The sequence below is a fragment of the Plantactinospora soyae genome, assembly GCF_014874095.1.
GTDB classification, from domain to species: Bacteria; Actinomycetota; Actinomycetes; order Mycobacteriales; family Micromonosporaceae; genus Plantactinospora; species Plantactinospora soyae.
The window spans coordinates 2,861,636-2,878,722 of sequence record NZ_JADBEB010000001.1 but is presented as its reverse complement, the minus strand read 5'-3'; the positions used below and the strand labels follow the sequence as shown (position 1 = coordinate 2,878,722).

Here is a 17,087-nt window from a genome sequence, read left to right as displayed (position 1 = left end):
CTTACCAGGGAGCATCAGTCTTTGGCACACCCTTGTGTCTCGGGAGGAGGACGACGCCGTGGCGCTCGTGCGGGTGTACTGCGGTCTGGCCTCGGCGGATTCAGCGGGTCGGCCGGCTTCGGCCGCGACGACACTGACCTCTGCGGTGGTCGACGACGCAGGCAGGCTGCTCCATGTCTGCGAGATCACCGATGACCCTGCCGGCTACGCCCGGCTCGGTACGGTGCTCGTCGAACGGGGCAGCGGTCCGAGCGGCGCGGCCGTCGCGGCGGACAGCGACGACCACATGGTGACGTCGTTGCTGAGCGCGGCCGGTCGTCCACTGGCGATCGCGGACGACGACTCGGTCGACGACTTCGCCGAGCGGTTCGCCGACGACGAGTCGTTGGAGGAGCGGGAGGCCGCCCCGGCCGAACGACGTGCCGTCGGGCTCGCCCGCGCGTTACAGGCCGGCGCCCTGTCCGCCGCCACCCTGCCCGCGCCTCGCGATCTCATCGGCTTCAAGCCGGTGCTCGCCGCGCACGCCGCGCTCGCCAACGGCCGGCACGCCGCCGCCGTGGCCCTGCGCGAGGTGCTGCGCGAGCTCTACCCGGCCGCACTGCGGGCCTACCCCGACCCGGCCGAGCCGGTCTCCCTCGCGGTGCTGGACGCGCTTCCCGAGCCCGGCATGCTCGGTGGCACCAGCGCGCGGGGCCGGGACACCTCGGTCGCCACCGACGCCATCGCCGCGCACCTCGCGGCGGACGGTGTCGCCGAGGCCGCCGTGATCACCGAGGCCGTCACCGCGCTGCGGGTCGCCATCGCGGAGACGCCTCGGCGCGGCACCACCAGCAAGGCGCTCACCTCCGCCGCGGCGGAGACCGTACGCCAGGCGGTGGCGGCGGTACGCGCCTGCGACGCCGGCTGCGACGCGCTGGTCGGCACCCTGTCCTCCCGGGTCTCGACGCCGAACCCGACCCCTCGCCGCGCCGGTCGGCGAGCCGCTCCCGTCGACCTGCCGACGGTGACGCCCTCCTCCCCGGGGCTGCCTGCGGCATCGTCCCCGTCCCGGGAACCGCTGCCCAGCGGTGGCCGCCGGAACCGGCACCAGCCGGCAGCGGCCAGCGGCACTCCCGTCACGCCCGCGCCGTTGGGTCCGCCCCCGGTCGCACCGGCACCGATCGCACCACCGCCGATGGCCCCGCCGCCGGTCACTCCCGCCTCCGCGCCGCCGATGGCACCCGCCGCGACGCTCTCCATGCCGGTCATGCCGGTCTCCGGCCCGCCCCGGGAGTCGCGATCGTCGGCCCCCTCCTCCGCGCCGCCGGCCTACCACCACGAAGCGCCGGCCAACCGGCCGGTCTCCGCGCCGCCACCACCGCCGCCCGGCATCACGCCGATGTCGTCCGGACGCGGCGCGATCCCGCCGGCCGAGGCGGGCGAACCGTTCCGGGCCACCCTCACCACCGCGGCGATCAACAACGCCCGGAACGAGCGGCAGCGGCCGACGCCGATCACACCTCGGCCGAAGACCAATGGGGACTCCCCGACCCGGCAGGGGACCTTCTCCGCGGCCGGGCTCACCGTGCCGGTACCGGCCGTCCGCCCCGAGCCGACCCCACCGCCGGGGTCCCGGGCGAACTGGCCGCTGGTCAACTCCGACGAGCAGGACGACCGGGCCGCCGGGCAGGTTCCCTCGGCGTACTCGTCGTACCACGGTGGCCAGCCCACCAACCGGGACGCACCGGTCAGCCCGGCCCCGACGGTCAGCCCGGCCCCGACGGACGGGCGGGTGACGCCGCCGTGGCAGGCGGACGACCTGCCGCCGGAGCCGCCGACGCTGCGGCTGGTCGAGCCGCCGCCGCTCGCCGACCGGGCGCTACACAACGGACTCCCCGCCGACAATCCACCGCTGCGGCTGGTGGAACAGGCGAACGCGGCTCTGCCGGAGCCGGCTCCGCTACCCCGCCGGAATGTCGAGACCAGCGCGCCTCCGGTCTCCGACGAGGGCGACGGCGATCTGCTGATCTTCGCGGCGGCCCGGTCGGCCTGGTTCACCGGCCACTCCGACGAGGAGGAGACCCCCGAGGTCGAGTGGTCGTCGACGGCCGACACCGGATGGCGGGCCGCCGAGCAGGCAGCTCGGCCGTCGGTGGGCGCCTCGACCGGGGCTGGGCTGCCCAAGCGGGTACCCCAGGCGAACCTGGTGCCCGGTTCTCCGCTGCGGGACGAGCGGCCACTGCGGATCGTCCGGGACGCGGCACGGATCGCCGAACACACCACCGGCTACTTCCGGGGCTGGCGACGTGGCCAGGAGATCGGCGGCTACGCCGTCGGCGGCCGTCCGGGCCGCGAGGCGGCCGGCGGCTGGGACTTCAGCCGGGATCCTGACGAGCGGGCCGAGAACATGGACTACGAGTACCGCTCAGCGGGCTACCGCTCCTGACGGGCGTACGCCCGACTGTCGCGCTCGCCGAGGAAGTCCGGTACCCCACGCGGGGTGGCCGGCGTCCCGGCGGGCGCGACGACGCGTTTCCGGACGGGCCGGCCACTCCCCACCGAGCGTTGGACCGCCGGACGCCGAACGGGACCGGCCGACCGCCGGTTCGGTGGGTCGTCGGGGTCCCCGACCGTCCCGGGTAGCCGGAACGGTCGGCTGCGGGGCGGGACGAACCGGCCGTTCGGCCGGAACTGATCAACTGACCGGCCAGTCAGTCCCAAGCACGTCCTGGCCTGCGTGTTTCTCACCACAGCCCCGAGAGTTGACGGCGGACCACACCGGCCGCGACCATACCGGCGGAACCGTAGGCAACCCCTGTGAGCAGGGCATGAAGGGTGGCGTCGGATGGCCGGACCGGCAGTCGAGGCGTGGACGCTGAGTCGACGTGGTCTCCTGGCGGCGGCGGCAACCACCCTGCTCGCCGCCTGCGGCCGGGACGAGGAGCAGACCGGGCCGCCCGGCACCGGCGCCAAGGAACTGGTGATCGGCGCGAGCCTCGAACTCAGCGGGGTCGGCAAGGTCCTGGGAGTGCAGCAGGAACGCGCGCTCCAGATCACCGCCGACACCCTCAACGAGGTGGGCGTGCCGGTCGGCAACCTCCGCCGCAACATCCGACTCGTCGTCCGGGACAACGCCAGCGACCCGCGCGTCGCCGCCCAGCACACCGCCGAACTCGCCACCCGCGAGAACGTGCACGCGCTGATCGGCGGCTGTCTCGCCGAGACCTCGCTGGCGATCGCCCCCGTCGCACAGCAGCAGCAACTGCCGTTCATCTCCTTCGCCGGCGCCGACAACATCACCCTTCCGCTGGCCCAGCGGACCTTCGTCTTCAGGCTGACACCGGACGCCCGCGACGTGGCCCGGGCGCTGGCCCAGCTCATTCGCACGCAGCGGCACGAACGGGTCGCCCTGCTGGCTGCGAGTGGCGCACACGGAGATTCGGGCGTACGGGCCATCACAGCGGCTCTGCGGGGCGTGGACAGCGAACTGGTCCGGAGCGTACGACTGCCGCGCGCCGAGAACGCCGACTTCGGCCCGGCCGCGGAACGGATCGCTGGGAAGAACCCCGAGGCGGTGATCGTCTGGGCGACCGCGCCCTACGCCGGCGCCGCCGCCCGGGCACTGCGGAAGGCCGACTACACCGGACCGATCCTCTTCGACTCCGGTGCCGTCGCCGAGGAGACCCTCTCCCCGGAGAACGCGCCGGCGGTCGAGGGGGCGTACGCCGTGCACCCGATCTCGCTCGGCGGCTCGTCGCTGACCAACACCACGACCGCCGGGCTGGCCCGTCGGGACTTCGTCTACCGCTACGTCCACCAGCACGGCTCGTTCAGCGGATTCGCCCCGTACGCCTCGGACGCGCTACAGCTCGTCGTCAACGCCGCCCGGCTCGCCAAGAGTGTCGACCGGGGCCGGCTGCGGGCCTACCTGGGCAACCAGATCACCGAGGGGATCGCCGGGGCGTACTCGTTCGCGCCGATCCGGCACGGCGGGATGGACGCGGACTCGCTCGGTGTCTTCACGGTCTCCTCGGGTGCCTGGAGCCGGGTCTCCTGACCACCTGCTCCTGCACGCCGCCCCCGGACCGGATGCCCGTGCACCGCTGACCGGGACCGTTCGGGTCGGCCGGGGCGCTGCGCGAGCCGGCTCTGCCCACCCGGGGTGCCCGCCCGGCCGATTGCCGGTGCACCACAAGCCACCACGAGCCGGCACCGGGCCCGCCGGGCGACGACGTGGGACAGCGCGATGCGCCGGCCGGACAACAGGTACGACGACGGGGCCGGCGTCGGTCTGCACGTGGTACCTGAGCGCGCCGACAGGCCTGCTCGGGCGTGCTGACCTGCCGGGCCGGCAGCAACCGTCCTGTCCGGACGCCAAGGCCGGGTCGCCGACGCCGCGGCAGAGCGCCGACCGCCCAGTCAGGACCAGGGCAGCCGGCAGCGCAGCGCGAGCTCGACGGCGTCGTCCGGCAGGAACGACACCGACGAGCGGCGTGCTCCCGCCGACCGACGTACGCGTCGGTCAGGCGGGGGCGACGGCGCGGGTACGCCGCATCGTCAGCACGTACTCGACCAGCGAGATCAGCACGTGCTTGGTCGACTCCCGGTTCCGGGCGTCGCACGCGACGACCGGAACGTCACTGGAGATGGCCAGCGCGTCCCGCACATCCTGCGGGTCGTGATACTGCATACCGTCGAAGCAGTTGATCGCCACGAGGTACGGCAGCCGCCGATGCTCGAAGAAGTCGATGGCCGCGAAGCAGTCGGCCAACCGGCGGGTGTCCACAAGGACCACCGCCCCGATCGCCCCTCGCACCAGTTCGTCCCACATGAACCAGAAACGCGTCTGGCCCGGCGTGCCGAACAGGTACAGGATCAGGTCCCGGTCGATCGAGATCCGACCGAAGTCCATGGCGACCGTCGTGGTCGTCTTGCCCGGCACCTGGCGGGTGTCATCGACACCTACACCAGCCGACGTCATGATCGCCTCGGTGGTCAGCGGCGTGATCTCCGAGACCGAGCCGACCAGCGTCGTCTTGCCGACGCCAAAGCCACCGGCGATGACGATCTTCGCCGATGTCACGCGCCCGGCCGTTGGGCGGTGCGACATGTCAGAGCCTGCGAAGTCCACTCAGCACCCTCTCCAGCAGTTCAGTGCCCACCGCGTCGTTTGAGTCGTCCAGAATTGTCGGTTCGTGCACCGCCACCATGCCATCGGCAGCCATGTCGGCGATAAGGACCCGAGCCACTCCAAGCGGCAACTGCATCCGCGCCGCGATCTCCGCGAGCGACTGCAGCCGACCATCACACAGCGCGGCGATGTATTGATGCTCCCGGCCCTGGCCGCCATTGCCGTTCCCGGCGGACCGACCGCGCACCGTCGTTTCGACGAGCGCTTCCAGGGCAATGTCGAGCCTCGGCCTGGTACGACCACGGGTGACGGCGTATGGCCGCACCAGCGCGCCGGTCGGCTCGTCGCGTTCGGCCATCATCGCCGTTCACCCCCTTCTCGTCGTACCCGAGACTCAAACCCTGGAGTTCGTCATTGTTCCATTGTCGTCGCACCGGCTGTCGTCTGGCGTCAGCCGGGTACCACTAGCTGAGCATTCCCGCGGCGGCCCGGGTCGGCGGCGTCAACGCGTCACCTACCCGATCGACGAGGAGTGCCATTTCGTACCCCACCTGTCCGACGTCACAGCTGCGGGCGGCGAGGACCGCGAACGACGATCCGTCCGAGATGGACATCAGGAACAGGAAACCATTGTCCATCTCGACCACTGTCTGCAGCACGGCACCACCCTCGAAGCAGCGCGCCGCTCCCTGGGTGAGGCTGACCAGGCCGGACGCGATCGCGGCGAGCTGATCCGCCCGGTCGCGCGGAAGGTCGCGTGACGACGCCAGGAGCAGACCGTCCGCGGAAACAGCGATCGCGTGGGCGACGCCGGGCACACGATCGGCGAAGTTGGCCAGCAGCCAACCGAGATCCTGCGTAGATGTCATCCTTCATGCTCCTTCTGGCCGCTAGCGGCCGCGGGGCCCACATCGGCCTGCGGGGATTGCTGCCCTGCCGGAGTCGCCTCCGGGTTGGTCGACTGGTCGTCTGTGGGGTTCGTGCGGCCACGCTGCACCCCACGGTGGTACGCGGACAGGAGTCCACGCACCGCCTCCGGTGTACGACGCTGTGCCGAGATGACTGGCTTCTCCACGGCTCCGGGCACCAACTGGGCCATCGGCACCCGCTTGGGGAGGCCGGTCTGAGTTGTCTCGGCGGGAGCCGGTGCCGTGGCTGCCGTGGTGGCCGCCATGGCCGCCCGCCAGCCGTCGTCGGCGGCCGTACGCCAGCCACCCGACCTCTCGCCCGGCCGCCCGGCGCCGTTGCCACCGGCCGGAGACCCACCCATGCCGGCCGGGCCGGTGGGCGGACTCTGGGTGACGGGCACCGGGTTGTTCACCATTGCCGCGTTACTCGTCGGTGAGGATGCGGTCTGGACCGTCTCGGGGACAGCGGTGTCCACCGCGCCGGCCCGGCTGGCGGCCTGGGTTGCCGTGGTGGCTCCCAGCGGACGTACACCGGCTTCCTCCGGCGTACGCCGGGTGCGGAACCAGGCCGACTCCAGCTCGCGGAAGATCGGCAGTTCCATCGTCTCGTCGGCGAACTTCGGCCGGGCCTCCACGTTCGCCGTTGCCTCGGCGGCCGGCCGGGCCATCCGGGGCAGTTCGGCGGTCATGTCCAGCGCGGCGGCCAGCCGCTCGGGGACCGGCGGTGCCGCGGCCTCCCGGTCGGGCGTGTTCACCGGCGGCCACGCCGGCGGTGCACCGGCGGCGGACGCGGCGGGCTGGGCGAGGGGGGCCGGTGGTGGCAGTTGAGCCGGCGGCGGGGCGGCCGCCGGCGGGCCGCCGAACGGACTGGCCGACGGCGTGCCACCGAACGGCGGCGCCGAGACCGGTGGGGCGGACACCGGAGGTGGCGCGTTGTACCCGCCGGGCTGGGGGTCCGGCGTGGTCGGCCGCTGCCGGGGGATGGTGAAGCCGGACATCGTGTCGGTCGGCCCCAGCGCCTCGGCGTCCTGCTCCGAGGCCCGCCGCTGCGGCAGTGGCTCGATGTCGTGCCCGTTGGGCAGCCGTGGAGTGAACGGGTCACCGCCGTTGAGCCCGGCCCGTGCCCCGGTCAGGTCGGACCAGGCCGGCATTCCCCGTACCTCGCCGGCCGGCGGGCTGGAGTGCCCGCCGCCGTTGGTGGCCGGACTGAACGGCCGGCCTGCCGGCGCGGTGTCGTGGTCGGCGGCGCGCGGTGCCGGCGCGGCCGGACCGCTCTCCAGCGCGAGCGGGGCGCCGAACGCGGGGCGCTGGGCCGGGGCGGCCGGCGACGGCGACTGCGCCGTGGGCGGCAGGCCTCCGGGATGTTGCGCCCGGCCGGAGAGCGCCCGTGGGATCAGTACCGAGGTGGGCAGCGTGACGTCGGCGACGGTGCCCCGGTCGGTTCCGGGCCGCAGTTCGACCTGGACCCCGTGCCGGGACGCCAGTCGGGCGACCACGACCAGACCCATCATCCGGGACACGGTCACGTCGACCGCGGGCGGCGTGGCGAGCCGCTCGTTGAGGTCGTGCAACTGCTCGGCGGTGATGCCGATGCCACGGTCCTCGACGTACAGCGTCGCGCGGTCGCCGACCCGGCGGGCCTCCACCATCACCTGGGAGTCCGGCGGCGAGAAGGCGGTCGCGTTGTCGAAGAGTTCCGCCACCAGGTGCACCAGGTCGTTGACGGCCTGCGCCTGGACCTCGATGTCCCGGTCGACCATCCCGAAGTCGATCCGGGTGTAGTGCTCGACCTCGGACTGCGCGGCCCGCAGCACGTCGATCAGTGCCGCCGGCTCGCGCTGCACCCGGGTCGAGTCGGCGCCGGCGAGCACCAGCAGGTTCTCGTCGTTACGCCGCATCCGGGTCGCGAGGTGGTCGAGCTGGAACAGCTCGGCGAGCCGGTCCGGGTCCTCTTCGCCACGTTCCAGCCGGTCCAGGTGACCGATCAGCCGGTCGACCAGGATCTGCGAACGACGGGCGAGGTTGACGAACATCGTCGCGACCGACGCCCGCAGCGCGGCTTGCTCCGCAGCGGTCCGGACCGCTTCGAGGTGGACCGCGTTGAACGCCTCGGTGACCTGGCCGAACTCGTCCCTACTGCGGACCGGCAACGGCTCGGCGATCTGGTTGGCGACCTGCACGGGCGACATCTGCGCGGTGAACTGCGGGTCACGCAGCCGGGACACGGCGTGCGGCAGGCCGTGCTGGGCGATCGAGAGCGCACCGTGTCGCAGCTCCCGCAGCGAACGGGCCATCGAGCGGGCGACCAGGTACGCGAAGAGGATGGCCACCAGCAGCATGCTCAGCAGCAGGCCGGTTTCCAGGAACACCTGCCGCTGCACGTCGCCGCGCAGCTCGCTGGCCTGGGCGAGCACGTCGGCGTCGAGCTTGACCTCGACCGCGCGGATGAGACCGGCGTTGCCGACCATCGCGGCGTCCCAGTCGTCCGCGTTGAAGTCCGCGTCCGCCATGCTCTCGTCGGTCTTGCTGCGGATGTAACCGCTGTAGCCGTCGACCTCGCGCTGGTCCGCACCGGCGACGGTCTGGTTGTAGAACTCGAACTCGGCCCGGCTGGCTACCGCCTGGAAGCTCTGCAACGCCTGCTGCTGCCCGGTCTCGGTCGCGATGTAGTCGGTCCGCAGCGCCGGGGTCAGCCGATTGTCGATCAGGGCGCGGTGCACCACGACGCGGCGCATCGACAGGAACTCCTTGCCGCGCGCGGTCAACGCACCGGCCCGCATCCGGTCGCTCAGCGAGGTGTCGCCGGCCAGCTGCGAGGCGAGGTCACGGATGTCCAGCAGCTCGTTGATCAGACCCTCGTACTGCTGTACGGCGGTCGTGAGCTGAAGCTTGAGGTTGATGACCTGGCTGCGGAGTCCGGGTAGGTCGGCGAGGCTCTGGTCGATCCGGCCGAGCAGGGCGTCGAAGTTGGCTGGGAGCTCGTCGAGCTGGGCGCGGCGCTCGGAGTACGGGCCCTTGGCGCCGTCCACCCGCCCGTGCACCTTGTTGTAGAGCTCCAGGTATTCCTTGCGTCGCGCGGCGTTGGTCGTGCCGAGCAGCAGCACCGCGTTGGCCCGCTCGTCCTGGAGGTCGTGCACCAGTTGCCCGGACGCCTCGGAGAGGGTCGCCAGAGTGTGGGCCTGGTTGGCGTCGTCCAGTGTTCCCATGTGGTCGACGATGCCGGTCGTACCGACCACGACGACCGCGATGGTCGGCGCGATCATGATAAGACCGAGCTTCGACCAGATCGGCATGTCGCGAAGCCGACCGGCCGGCCAACGGAGACGCGACAGGAACGGGCTCGCTGTCTTCGGCCGCTTGCTCACGTCACCGCCTTCCCATCCAGTACCCCACCGATGGCTCAGGGCACCGCTGATCGACCGACCCGGGTGGGTCGGACCTCCGAGATTCCATCACGCCGCAACTCAAGAAGAAAGCCCAGGTTGTCGCCGACCGTAAGCGCAGCGGGGAGTTTCCCGCGATTTGACAGCGGTCTGTCTTTCTGGAGTTACCCAGAGTAGTCACGCATCCTGTCCGCACTCTTCCTGCGTACCCACCGTCCGAATTCGGAAGGTCGGTGCTCGGCCCCGAACCGGGGATCCCGCGCCGCAACGCATCGAACGTTACCGGAACGGTGAAACCCTACGCCCCCGCGCCGGGCGGGCGCGATCGGCTCCGGTGACAACCGCGAGCCTGGCACTCCCACGGCGGAGAAGACCATTGCCCGACCGGTCCGGTACGGCAAGGTCGAAGTGCCGGATTACGCGATCCGTGCGGACCGCCGAATGGCCGGCCGGACAGCCGGACTGGCCGGCCCGACAGTTTTCCCGACCGAAGAGATTCCCGTGGGAGTCCGGGAAGTCAGGACGGAGACCGGAGCATCAGGACAGAAGCTTCCCGTACGCCGGCTTGATCACTTCGTTGATGATGGCCAGCCGCTCGTCGAACGGGATGAAGGCGCTCTTCATCGCGTTGATGGTGAACCACTGCAACTCGGCGTAGCCGTAGCCGAACGCCTCGACCAGCAGCGCCATCTCCCGGGACATCGAGGTACCGCTCATCAGCCGGTTGTCGGTGTTGACGGTGACCCGGAACCGCAGATCGCGCAGCAGCCCGATCGGATGCTCCCCGATCGACGGGGCCGCGCCGGTCTGCACGTTGGACGACGGGCAGAGTTCGAGCGGGATGCGCTTGTCCCGGACGTACGCGGCGAGCCGGCCGAGCACCGGCCGGGCCCCCGGGGTGATGTCGTCGACGATCCGTACGCCGTGTCCGAGCCGGTCCGCACCGCACCACTGGATCGCCTGCCAGATCGAGGGCAGGCCGAACGCCTCGCCGGCGTGGATGGTGAAGTGGAAGTTCTCCCGTTGCAGGTACTCGAACGCGTCCAGGTGCCGGGTGGGCGGGAAGCCCGCCTCCGCACCCGCGATGTCGAACCCCACCACGCCGGTGTCCCGGTGCCGTACCGCGAGTTCGGCGATCTCCTGCGAACGGGCGGCGTGCCGCATCGCGGTGAGCAGCGTACCGATCCGGATCGGTCGTCCGGCCGAAGCCGCCTGGGCCGCCCCCTCGGCGAAGCCGGCCAGCACCGCCTCGACCACCTCGTCGAGGCGCAGACCCCGCTCCAGGTGCTGCTCCGGCGCGAACCGGATCTCGGCGTACACCACGCCGTCCTCGGCCAGGTCGAGTGCGCACTCGGCGGCGACCCGGCGCAGTCCCTCGACCGTCTGCATCACGGCGACGGTGTGCGCGAACGTCTCCAGGTAGCGTTCCAGCGATCCGGAGTCGGCCGCCGCCACGAACCAGCGACCGAGTTCGGCCGGATCGGTGGTCGGCAGGGGATGCCCCACCGCGTCGGCCAGCTCGACGATCGTCGCCGGGCGCAGCCCGCCGTCGAGGTGGTCGTGCAGTAGCGCCTTCGGAACCCTGACGATGTCTTCGTAGTCGATTGCCGCCATGAACTGACATTAGTGGCCCGGTCACCGCCCATCCCGCTGACCCGGGCGGAACGAGGCCGGCGCCACGTCAGGGCCGCGGCACCCCCGGAACGGGTGGCTCGCCCGGCCGGACCAGGCCCGTCTCGTACGCCAGGATCACGGCCTGTACCCGGTCCCGCAGTTCGAGCTTCGCCATGATCCGCTTCAGGTGGGTCTTCACGGTCGACTCCTCGACCACCAGCGTCGTCGCGATCTCGGCGTTGGCCAGCCCACGGGCGACGAGGTCCAGCACCTCCCGCTCGCGCGGGGTCAGCGAGCGCAGCCGGCGCCCATCGGCCGGATCGGGCTGCGGAGAACGCGCCATCCGCTCGATCACCGTACGGGTGACCGAGGGCGAGAGCAGCGAGTCGCCCTCGGCCACCGCGTGGATGGCGGCGATCAGCTGCTCGGGCCGGGTGCGTTTGAGCAGGAAGCCGGAGGCGCCGGCGTGGAGTGCGCCGAAGATGTAGTCCTCGTCCTCGAAGGTGGTGAGGATCAGGATCCGGGCCTGCGAGGTGCTGGCGGTGATCTCCCTGGTCGCGGCGATCCCGTCCACGCGCGGCATCCGGACGTCCATCAGCACCACGTCCGGCCTGGCCTCCCGGACCCGCGCCACGGCCTGGGCGCCGTCCGCGGCCTCGTCCACCACCTGGATCGTGTCGTCGCTGGAGAGCACGGCCCGCAGGCCGGCCCGCATCAGGTCGTCGTCGTCGACGATCAGCACCCGCAGCGGCGCCGTCACGACACCGGCTCCGACCCGGCCGGCGGGGGCCGGCCGGTCACCGGAGCCTCGGCCCGCCGTTCCACCGGATCGCCCACCCGCATCAGCGAATGGTACGGAAGCCGGGCGTGCAGCCGGAACGTGTCCCGGCCGGCTACGGCGTCCAGGCTGCCGCCGAGCAGGGTGGCCCGCTCGCGCATACCCACGATGCCGTGCCCACCGGCGGCGGCGGTCGTCGTACCGCTCCCGCCGTCCCGGGCGACCGGGTTCGACACGGTGATCTCCATTTCCTCCGGGCCGAAGAGCAGCCCGACGTCGGCACTTCCCCGACCGTGCCGGGCCGCGTTGGTCAGCGCCTCCTGCAGGATCCGGTACGCCGACCAGGCGACACTCGGCGGCAGCGTCCGGCGTACGCCCCGTTCGGTGGCAACGATCCGCAGCCCGCTCTCCTCGTGCCGGGCGAGCAGTTCGTCGAGCGCCGCCGGATCGGCGGGTACGCCCAGCTCGGCGGTCCCGTCGTCGCGCAGCGCCCGGACCAGCCGGTCGATTTCGCCGATCAGGCCCCGGGCCACCTCCTCGACGGTGCCGATCGCCTGCCGGGAACGCTCCGGGTCCCGTTGGTGCAGCAGCCGGGCGGCACCGGCCTGCACCAGGATCACGTTGACCGCGTGGCCGGCCGAGTCGTGCAGGTCCCGGGCGATCCGGGCCCGTTCCTGCACGGCGGCCAGGGTGCGCTCCCGCAGCATCTCGCGCTCGGCCCGCCGGGCCTGCTCCTCCAGGGCGCCGATCCGTTCCTGACGCAGCCGGATCCGGTCCCCGACCAGCCACAGCGACACGAAGATGGCGCCGGTGGTGACCATCTCGGTGCCGATCCCGGCCAGCCGGACCCCGACGACCGCGTACAGCAGCGTCATCGAGGGCACGAACGCCGCCACCGCAAGGAGCGCGACCCAGCGCCGGACCGGGCGGCGGTCCCCGCCGTGCGCCACCGCGACCGAGTACGCGGCGACCGCCGTACCGATCGCCAGGTCGAGCGTGTAGCCGAAGGCCAGCAGCGTCAGGCTGGCCGCCGCGCTGACCAGGTAGACGGTCAGCGGCCACCGGCGGCGTACCGCGATCGGCAGGGTGGCCACGGCGGCCAGGAGCACCCCGAACAGGTCCAGCCTGCGGTCCTCCGGGGTCGCGGCGCCCAGCCCGCCGTCGTGCAGGATCGCGAGGGTGAGCCCGAACACCAGACCGGCCACGCCCACGTCGATCGCCACATCCCGCCGCCGCACACCACGGACGTTATCCGGTACGGCGACCCGGCCGGATCACCCCACGGGAGCAGCCCGACTACCCCGCCGGGGGTACGCCCGGATCGCCCCGTCGGGTGTTCCGGCGGAGCGTCCGGTCTTCCTAGCCTCGGCCCGGACACGGTTGTGGGCCGCCGGACGGGCTGGTCACGACCCGGGAACGGCCTTGGAGGGCGAACAGCCATGGTGGAGTTGCACCCACCCCGCACCACGACGCGGCCGAGCGGGTTCGAACGGCTCGCCAGTTGGTCGTACCGGCACCGGCGTTGGGCACTGCTGCTCTGGGTCGTGGTGCTCGGCGCCGTCACGGTCGCGGCGCAGGGCGTCGGGGACGCGTACCGCAACGACTTCTCGCTGCCGGGTACGGAGTCGCAACGGGCCCTGGACACGCTCCGGGAACGGGCTCCGGCCCGGGCCGGCGAGACCGTGCAGGTCGTACTCGCCGATCCCGCCGGACTGGCCGCAGCGCCGACCCGGGCCCGGGTGGACGGACTACTGGACCGGGTACGTGGGCTGCCGCACGTGGCCGACGTCCGGAGCCCGTACGACGACGGTGCGGTCTCGGCCGACGGGCGCATCGGCTACGCCACGGTCACCCTGGACGGGATCACCGAAGAGGTACCGGCCGAGTCCGTCCGGAAACTCGTCGACACCGCCCTCGCGGGTCAGGAGGGCGACCTGCGGGTCGAGGTGGGCGGTGACCCGGTCCGCGAGGTCCAGGAGGCCGGGGGCGGGCCCGCGGAGGGCCTCGGGATGCTCGCCGCTCTGATCATCCTGGTGCTGCTGTTCCGGTCGCTGCTCGCCGCGAGCCTGCCGCTGGTGATCGCGCTCTTCGCGGTCGGCGCCGCGATCGGAATGATCACCATCGCCTCGCACGTGGCAACGGTCGCCGACTTCACCCTGCCGTTGATGATCCTGGTCGGGTTGGGTGTCGGCATCGACTACGCGCTGCTGGTCTTCTCCCGGTTCCGGGCCGAGCTGATCGCCGGCGCCGAGCCCGAGGCGGCGACCCGCCGGGCGATGGACACCGCCGGCCGGACCGTCCTCTTCGCCGGCTGCACTGTGATCATCGCGCTGCTCGGGCTGGTCACCCTGGGCCTCGGCTCGCTACAGGGCGTCGCCGTCGCGATCGCGCTCACCGTGCTGGCCACCATGCTCGCCTCGCTGACCCTGCTGCCCGCCCTGCTCGGAATGCTCGGTCACCGCGTCGAACGGGCCGTACGACGCCGGGCCGAGCGGCCGGGCCGGACCGCCGAGGGGACCGCCTGGCGTCGCTGGGCCACGCTGGTGCAGCGGCACCGCTGGCCGGCCCTGCTGATTCCGGTCGCCGCACTGCTCGCCCTGGCCGCTCCCGCGCTGGACCTGCGGCTGGGCTTCGCCGACGCCGGCAACGACGCCGGGTCGAACACCGGCCGCCGGGCGTACGACCTGCTCGCCGAGGGGTTCGGCCCGGGGTTCAACGGTCCGCTGGTGGTGGTCGTGGAGGGCGGCCAGCCGGCGGCCGAGGCCGCGCACCGCATCCTGGCCGGTACCCCGGGGGTGGCCAGCGCCGTACCACCCGTCCCGGTGTCGGCGGACCTGTCCACGATGATCGTGTTCCCGGACAGCAAACCGCAGGCCGCCGAGACCGCCGAACTGGTCACCCGGCTCCGGCAGGAGGTACTGCCGCCGGTGGCCCGGGACACCGACGCGACCTTCCTGGTCGGTGGCTCCACGGCGGCGGCCGAGGACTTCGCCGACGCCGTCGCCGGTCGGCTGCCGCTGTTCATCGCGATCGTGGTCGGGCTCTCCGCACTGCTCCTGATGGTGGTGTTCCGTTCGCTGCTCATCCCGGTCAAGGCCGCGGTACTGAACCTGCTCAGCGTCGCGGCGTCGATGGGCGTGATCACCGCGGTCTTCCAGCACGGCACCCTGGGCGTCCAACCCGGCCCGATCGAGGCGTACGTACCGGTGATGATCTTCGCCATCGTGTTCGGGCTCTCGATGGACTACGAGGTGTTCCTGCTCGCCCGGATGCACGAGGAGTGGGAACGCGACCGGGACGCCGAGACGGCCGTCCGGGAGGGGCTGGCCAGCACCGGCCGGGTGGTGACCGCCGCGGCGGCCATCATGATCGTGGTCTTCGGCGCCTTCCTGCTCAGCCCGGACCGGATGCTCCAGCAGTTCGGCCTGGGACTCGCGGTGGCGATCCTGCTCGACGCGCTCGTCATCCGCTGCCTCATCCTGCCGGCGGCGATGCGGGTGCTCGGCCCCCGGGCGTGGTGGCTGCCCCGCTGGCTCGACCGGTGGCTCCCCCGTGCACCGCTGGAACGCGGCTGAGCCCCACCACCCGGGAGACACGGCCGCGCCACTCCTGCCGGCCACTATCGTGGCCAGGTGCTCGCCGACATCCTGCGTCGTCTCCGCTGCCCGGTCTGTACCCGCCCACTGGCGCAGGTACCGACCGGGCAGCCGAGCACGAACGGGACCCCGGCGACCTCCGCACTGCGGTGCCCCGTCGGCCACAACTTCGACCTGGCCCGGCAGGGCTACGTCAACCTGACGACGGGTCGCGTCCCGCATTCCGGCGACACCCCGGCGATGGTGGCCGCCCGGGACGAGTTCCTCGGCGCCGGCCACTACGACCTCATCTCGACCGCGCTCGCCCGGCTCGCAACCGCGTCGGCCGGCGACGCGTCGGCGACGTACCCGGAACTGGTCGTGGACGCCGGAGCCGGCACCGGCCGGCATCTCGGTGCGGTGCTCGACGCCCTGCCCGGCGCCACCGGCCTGGCGCTGGACGTGTCCAAGCCGGCGCTGCGCCGGGCGGCCCGGGCCCACCCCCGGGCCGGCGCCGCGCTCTGCGACACCTGGCAGGGGCTGCCGCTGGTCGACGGCGCCGCCGGCCTGCTGCTCAACGTCTTCGCCCCGCGCAACGGTGCGGAGTTCCACCGGGTACTGCGGCCGGACGGCGCGCTGCTGGTGGTCACGCCGGACGCCGAACACCTCGGCGAACTGGTCGAACGGCTGGATCTGCTCCGGGTGGACCCGGAGAAGGAGGCCCGGGTCGCCCGCAGCCTGGCCGAGCACTTCAGCACGGGGCAGGCCGAAGTCCACCGCCGGACGCTCCGGCTCACCCGCGACGAGGTCCGCACCCTGGTCGGGATGGGCCCCAGTGCCTGGCACACCGCTTCGGCCCAACTGGACGAACGGATCGACGCCCTTCCCGAGCCGGTCCCGGTGACCGCCGCGGTCCGGGTAACCGCCCACCACCCCCGCTAGAACCGCCCACCCCGTCTCAGGTGGACAGATCGATCTCCTCCCACCCGGCGGGCGCGTCGTGGAACGGCCCCCGGAAGACCACCGCCCACTCCAGGGCCCAGCGCCGCTGACCGATCGCGTTGCTGTCGATCAGCCCCGGCAGCCGCAGTCCCTCGCGTTCGGCCTCCAGGTAGCCCCAGTCCAGGCAGTAGTAGAAGTCGAGAACGGCGGCGACCTCCGCCGCGTCCCGGGGCGCGGCGAGGGTACGGGAGCGCCAGGCGGCAAAGGTCTCCCCGGCCGGCAGGTGCGGCAACTGCTCCATCAGCCGGTCGTCGCTCGGTGACGTCGGATCGAGGTGCCGGCTCAACCCGAGCACCCAAGCCAGCGCGAACACCGCGTCGTGGTGCAGTACGAAGGACCGGTGGTCGCCCCGGCTGCCCATCACGAACTGCCACTCCGGCGGGGTGACCATCTCCACCAGGTGTGAGCCGAGCAGCCAGCTCATCCCCACCTCGGGCGGCATACCGAAACACCGCGCCAGCACCAGGTGCAGTACGGCGGCACGGGCCTCGATCTCGGCGGTCGGGCGCAACTCGACGGTGTCGCCCGGCTCCCAGACCAGCGGAAACTGGTCCGGCGGCACCGGCAGCCCCAACCGGCCCAGTTCGTCCAGGTTGAGGGAACGAACCGCCTGGGGATCGGGAGCGGGTACGGTCACAGCCTTGTTTCCCGTCGCGTCGCAGTCGCCTCGGACGCACCAGGCGCCCACGCCCCCGGATGCCGACCCGGCCAAAGCCG

General features: G+C 72.4%; 12 protein-coding genes. 4 read left to right on the top strand and 8 right to left on the bottom strand.

Going from position 1 to position 17,087, the window contains the following annotated elements; all coding sequences use genetic code 11:
• Window positions 1–34 precede the first annotated feature (34 nt).
• Both H4W31_RS12920 and H4W31_RS12915 read left to right on the top strand, forming a co-directional pair.
• The gene (locus tag H4W31_RS12920) at window positions 35–2,425 is read left to right on the top strand and encodes a serine/threonine-protein kinase (protein WP_192766882.1); all 2,391 of its coding nucleotides are present in this window, start codon (window positions 35–37) and stop codon (window positions 2,423–2,425) included.
• Window positions 2,426–2,824: 399 nt separating this feature from the next.
• Entirely contained in the window at window positions 2,825–4,036 is a 1,212-nt protein-coding gene (locus tag H4W31_RS12915) for an ABC transporter substrate-binding protein (RefSeq protein WP_192766881.1), read from the top strand.
• Between the two features lie 465 nt (window positions 4,037–4,501).
• Here H4W31_RS12915 and H4W31_RS12910 read toward each other — a convergent pair whose 3' ends face one another.
• The 7 genes from H4W31_RS12910 to H4W31_RS44210 form a co-directional block, all read right to left on the bottom strand.
• A complete protein-coding gene (locus H4W31_RS12910) occupies window positions 4,502–5,089 on the bottom strand; it encodes a GTP-binding protein (RefSeq protein WP_192766880.1) in 588 nt (195 codons plus the stop codon).
• A 1-nt stretch (window position 5,090) separates the two neighbouring features.
• Window positions 5,091–5,468, bottom strand: coding sequence for a DUF742 domain-containing protein (locus tag H4W31_RS12905; protein WP_192772060.1), 378 nt, complete (start codon window positions 5,466–5,468; stop codon window positions 5,091–5,093).
• 106 nt (window positions 5,469–5,574) lie between these two features.
• On the bottom strand, window positions 5,575–5,979 hold the full coding sequence (locus tag H4W31_RS12900) for a roadblock/LC7 domain-containing protein (protein WP_130465005.1): 405 nt from the start codon (window positions 5,977–5,979) through the stop codon (window positions 5,575–5,577).
• The gene (locus H4W31_RS12895) at window positions 5,976–9,383 is read right to left on the bottom strand and encodes a sensor histidine kinase (protein WP_192766879.1); all 3,408 of its coding nucleotides are present in this window, start codon (window positions 9,381–9,383) and stop codon (window positions 5,976–5,978) included. Before H4W31_RS12895 ends, H4W31_RS12900 begins: the two co-directional genes overlap by 4 nt.
• A 555-nt stretch (window positions 9,384–9,938) precedes the next feature.
• Window positions 9,939–11,015 carry an adenosine deaminase gene (locus tag H4W31_RS12890; protein ID WP_192766878.1) on the bottom strand — a complete coding sequence of 359 codons (1,077 nt, stop codon included), beginning with the start codon at window positions 11,013–11,015 and terminating at the stop codon, window positions 9,939–9,941.
• Window positions 11,016–11,082: 67 nt separating this feature from the next.
• Window positions 11,083–11,775 (bottom strand): response regulator, encoded by a 693-nt coding sequence (locus H4W31_RS12885; protein ID WP_192766877.1) that lies wholly within the window; start codon window positions 11,773–11,775, stop codon window positions 11,083–11,085.
• Complete coding sequence (locus tag H4W31_RS44210; RefSeq protein ID WP_192766876.1) at window positions 11,772–13,031, bottom strand: sensor histidine kinase; 1,260 nt, start codon at window positions 13,029–13,031, stop codon at window positions 11,772–11,774. Before H4W31_RS44210 ends, H4W31_RS12885 begins: the two co-directional genes overlap by 4 nt.
• A gap of 201 nt (window positions 13,032–13,232) precedes the next feature.
• On the opposite strand from H4W31_RS44210, the gene H4W31_RS12875 reads away from it, so the two are divergent.
• On the top strand, window positions 13,233–15,368 hold the full coding sequence (locus H4W31_RS12875; protein ID WP_192766875.1) for an MMPL family transporter: 2,136 nt from the start codon (window positions 13,233–13,235) through the stop codon (window positions 15,366–15,368).
• Window positions 15,369–15,425: 57 nt separating this feature from the next.
• Entirely contained in the window at window positions 15,426–16,310 is an 885-nt protein-coding gene (locus tag H4W31_RS12870; protein ID WP_192766874.1) for a putative RNA methyltransferase, read from the top strand.
• A 16-nt stretch (window positions 16,311–16,326) separates the two neighbouring features.
• On the opposite strand, the gene H4W31_RS12865 is transcribed toward H4W31_RS12870, so the two are convergent.
• Complete coding sequence (locus tag H4W31_RS12865; RefSeq protein ID WP_192766873.1) at window positions 16,327–17,007, bottom strand: DUF4272 domain-containing protein; 681 nt, start codon at window positions 17,005–17,007, stop codon at window positions 16,327–16,329.
• Between the last annotated feature and the right edge of the window lie 80 nt (window positions 17,008–17,087).

Coding starts and splice junctions, on each gene's coding strand:
- H4W31_RS12900 (WP_130465005.1), bottom strand. CDS start 5,979: ATGACATCTACGCAGGATCTCGGTTGGCTGCTGGCCAACTTCGCCGAT.
- H4W31_RS12890 (WP_192766878.1), bottom strand. CDS start 11,015: ATGGCGGCAATCGACTACGAAGACATCGTCAGGGTTCCGAAGGCGCTA.
- H4W31_RS12910 (WP_192766880.1), bottom strand. CDS start 5,089: ATGTCGCACCGCCCAACGGCCGGGCGCGTGACATCGGCGAAGATCGTC.
- H4W31_RS12915 (WP_192766881.1), top strand. CDS start 2,825: ATGGCCGGACCGGCAGTCGAGGCGTGGACGCTGAGTCGACGTGGTCTC.
- H4W31_RS12875 (WP_192766875.1), top strand. CDS start 13,233: ATGGTGGAGTTGCACCCACCCCGCACCACGACGCGGCCGAGCGGGTTC.
- H4W31_RS12905 (WP_192772060.1), bottom strand. CDS start 5,468: ATGGCCGAACGCGACGAGCCGACCGGCGCGCTGGTGCGGCCATACGCC.